This window comes from Psychromonas sp. SR45-3 (assembly GCF_014163575.1).
GTDB lineage: Bacteria > Pseudomonadota > Gammaproteobacteria > Enterobacterales > Psychromonadaceae > Psychromonas > Psychromonas arctica.
In genome coordinates, this window is sequence record NZ_JACJDP010000001.1 from 31,956 (window position 1) to 35,234 (window position 3,279).

At 35.6% G+C, this 3,279-nt stretch carries 2 protein-coding genes and 2 pseudogenes; all 4 read left to right on the plus strand.

All coding sequences use genetic code 11. The features are described 5' to 3' along the window. Positions 1-721 precede the first annotated feature (721 nt). Positions 722-1,210: a hypothetical protein gene (locus H5084_RS00155; protein ID WP_182689150.1), complete on the plus strand. Its 489-nt coding sequence runs from the start codon at positions 722-724 to the stop codon at positions 1,208-1,210. 32 nt (positions 1,211-1,242) lie between these two features. Continuing rightward, positions 1,243-1,551, plus strand: a pseudogene (locus H5084_RS00160) (transposase); the annotation flags it as partial. Between the two features lie 204 nt (positions 1,552-1,755). Beyond that, positions 1,756-2,628, plus strand: coding sequence for a hypothetical protein (locus tag H5084_RS00165; RefSeq protein WP_220485856.1), 873 nt, complete (start codon positions 1,756-1,758; stop codon positions 2,626-2,628). A 381-nt stretch (positions 2,629-3,009) separates the two neighbouring features. Continuing rightward, positions 3,010-3,090 (plus strand): annotated as a pseudogene (locus H5084_RS00170) (antitoxin); the annotation flags it as partial. Positions 3,091-3,279 lie beyond the last annotated feature (189 nt).

The following is a 3,279-nucleotide window of genomic DNA, read 5'->3' on the forward strand; positions in this document are numbered from 1 at the left end:
TCTAATCCAAATAATAAATAGCTTTTATAACGCACCGGCTCTTACGGCACATCCATGTGCCAAACGAGCCTAATCCAAACATCCTGTTTGGCTTTGCTAAAAGCCATTGATGATTTGGGAAAACTTAACGGTGGGATTGTTCGTCCACATTGAGCAATGTTTTTATGCTTTTATTGAAGCTAATGCATTGGATGGGCTTATTTTTAGTTGGGTTCGTCTGCGCTCATCCGGTCAGCTTGATATTTATTATCGGTGATTTCGCCCTGTCGGCGACACGCCTTTCTTTTATCAAAAAAGAAACCAGTACCTAGAAAAGTCAAAGAAACTGACACCGGATCGTTTTCTAATCCAAATAATAAATAGCTTTTATAACGCACCGGCTCTTACGGCACATCCATGTGCCAAACGAGCCTAATCCAAACATCCTGTTTGGCTTTGCTAAAAGCCATTGATGATTTGGGAAAACTCAACGGTGGGATTGTTCGTCCACATTGAACAATGTTCACAGCTTATTTTATTCAGCATGGCAAAACTATAATCTATTTTCACATAATCCATTTGGTTCTGCATTTCCGCCATAAATGTGGGATTATTCTATCTACATGACCAAGGTTTCAGTTTTATTTTTAACTTGTTGATTAGTTTATTCAACTTGTTATTCTAACATCAAATTTAAATAAACAATCGCGTTCTATCTATCCACCAGAAATACGGAATAGTTATGCTTAATTACGCTGTTAGCAGTTTTTCGAGTGCGGTATTTATGAGTCGTGAATCAGAACTTTTATTATCAAATTTAATGTCTTCATTTAAAGGTCGCCATAACACTTATAAAAAGGTATATGGTGAGTTTTCTACATGGTTCTTTTTAATGTTAATCTCCTTGTTTATTACCCCAATTCTATTTTTAGTAGTTTGGTGGTTGGGCGAGGATCAACTGGTACAAAAACTAAATAATGTCTTGTGGGTGTTTATTATTTACGGGATTGCAATATTAAATCTTTATATCAAGGTTATAAAATCTAAGAATCGGCTTAATGAAATAAAGCAACAACTTGAAGATGCAAACTTTCGAGTATGTGCCAACGTAAATTCAGCAAATGATACGCCGCTAATTATCACAAAAGAAGAGGTTACGGACTCTCAATTTACCCTAAAGCCGTTTTCTAAAATTGACTTCAAATTGTATAATTTCCACTTCGAGGTATAAACTGCTAACAAGTCACTTAAAAGGATTGCCGTGTTTGTCCATTGCAAAAACAATGCATGCGAAAAGTGCCCACTAAACAAGGTCGGCAAGTTCAATTTGAAACAGGTAAAACAACGAAGCACATTTCTTATACCGATAGAATGCGAGTGAAAATAGACAGTAGCCCAGGAAGGCGAGAATACAGCAAACGACTCGGTGCTATTGAACCTGTATTTGGTAATATCACGGTGAATATAGGCATGAATAAATTCACGCTACGTGGCCAAGAAAAAGTGAATACGCAGTGGCAGATGTATTGCCTTGTTCATAATATTGAGAAGTTAAGGAATAGTTTACATTAAGCTAAGGGCAAAGCTCTTTAGCCTCAATAATACAGTCTAATTACCCTCATAAACGTCTCTACAACTCAAATTAATCAACCATTTATTTAAAATTCAATAATCTATTTGAATCTAAAGTAAATATAAAATACTGTGTTTTTATAATTAAAATTCGGGCTGATAATAAGAAATTCTACAGCCTCGTTAGCCGTCAAAGGAGTTTCGATGAACGATGATAATAAAGATTTGAAAGTATGTGGAATTGTAATGCCTATTTCTAGTGCGGACGGTTGTTCTGAATCTCATTGGTCTGAAGTATTAGGGATCTTAAATGATGCAATTGAAGATTCGGGTTTTGAGGGGAATTTAGTCAGTAATGCTGATGATGTGGGCATTATACACAAGAGAATTATTCAAAATCTTTATGATAATCCTATAGTGGTTTGTGATGTGAGTTGTAAAAACCCTAATGTAATGTTTGAGCTGGGCTTAAGGCTCGCATTTGATAAACCAACAATTATTGTAAAAGATGACAAAACTTCTTATTCATTTGATACATCGGCAATTGAACATCTAGAATATCCGAGAGATCTAAGGTTCAGCCAAATTGTTGAATTCAAAGAAAAGCTAGCGGACAAAATTCGTGCTACCTATAAAAAATCAACTACTGATACTAATTATACGACCTTCTTAAAACATTTTGGTGAATTTAAAGTTGCAAAAATAGATAAAAAAGAAGTATCAGGGCAAGAGTTTATTTTAGAAGAATTAAGAAGTTTAAAGCGTTCAATATCCCGTATGGAACGTGCGCCAATCCACCGTAAAATTGGTCGTATGAGTATGGATTCTGATATAGATATCTGTTTAGGGCACGGTGAACGACCTGATTTAAACGAGAAAATGGGAATACTATTAGAACATCCTGCCTTAAAAAATGTAGGTGTACATGAAATAGACGATGATCATTACCACCTTACAGCTGAAGTAAAGAATAACTATCCTGTTGATCTTATTAGAGAACAATTGGACATGGAAATTGGTCGAAATAAACGCCCTAAATATAAGAAAGTGTCTGGTGAATTAGATATTGACGGCTAATCGGATAGCCGGAGGTATCTAACCCCCATCCCCCACACCACCCTGCATGCGGCTCCGCACAGGGCGGTTCATCTTATGATGAATAGTGAATATTAATCCACAAATCTTTTAATGATATCAAACCTTGTCTAGCTAAAAACTCATTACTGATCGCTATATTGATCCCTTTGGATCAAAGTATGGGACATCCATACATTAAAACAAACAAGTTTATCTAGTTAATAAAGACGACATGCCGCAAAGGCGGAATACCAAAGCCTACAATGACCTTAATGAATCAACGAACGCAGATGAGTTATAGCAAACATCAAAAAACCAGATAGCTACTAATTATATTTAGGTTTAAAATATAGTCTTATTTGAGGTTAATTAGGGGTCATTATGAAGCAATTTTTAGCTGATTGTTCAGTAAGTATTTCAGAGCTTAAGAAAAACACTACTGCTTCATTAAATGAGACTGAAACAACTAGTTCTGGACACCCAATAACTTTGACCAATATTCAGAACCAAACTATCTTTTAGTAACAACTAGTTCTGGACACCCAATAACTTTGACCAATATTCAGAACCAAACTATCTTTTAGTGATGCAGTTTTGTATGCACGGAGGTAATTTGTTATGACGCAATCTCGACAATCCCAAGTATCGCTT